Raw genomic sequence first — 587 nt, 5'->3', positions numbered from 1 at the left:
AAACTGCTCCGGGTTGTGAGGTTAAGCGACCAAGCGTACACGGTGGATGCCCTGGCAGTCAGAGGCGATGAAGGACGTGCTAATCTGCGAAAAGCGTCGGTAAGGTGATATGAACCGTTATACCCGACGATGTCCGAATGGGGAAACCCAGTGTGTTTCGACACACTATCGTTAACTGAATACATAGGTTAACGAGGCGAACCGGGGGAACTGAAACATCTAAGTACCCCGAGGAAAAGAAATCAACCGAGATTCCCCCAGTAGCGGCGAGCGAACGGGGAGCAGCCCAGAGTCTGAATCAGCATGTGTGTTAGTGGAACGGTCTGGAAAGTCCGACGGTACAGGGTGATAGTCCCGTACATGAAAGCGCATATGCTGTGAACTCGATGAGTAGGGCGGGACACGTGACATCCTGTCTGAATACGGGGGGACCATCCTCCAAGGCTAAATACTCCTGACTGACCGATAGTGAACCAGTACCGTGAGGGAAAGGCGAAAAGAACCCCGGCGAGGGGAGTGAAATAGAACCTGAAACCGTGTACGTACAAGCAGTGGGAGCACCCTTTGGGGTGTGACTGCGTACCTTT

Annotated in this window: 1 rRNA gene; it reads left to right on the top strand. The window is 53.0% G+C overall.

Annotation, left to right across the window (positions count from 1 at the left end):
• Positions 1-19: 19 nt before the first annotated feature.
• Positions 20-587, top strand: a 23S ribosomal RNA gene (locus GV764_RS11700); the annotation flags it as partial.

The organism is Atlantibacter hermannii (genome assembly GCF_009907385.1).
GTDB classification, from domain to species: Bacteria; Pseudomonadota; Gammaproteobacteria; order Enterobacterales; family Enterobacteriaceae; genus Atlantibacter; species Atlantibacter hermannii_A.
This window is presented reverse-complemented; position numbering and strand designations above follow the sequence as displayed.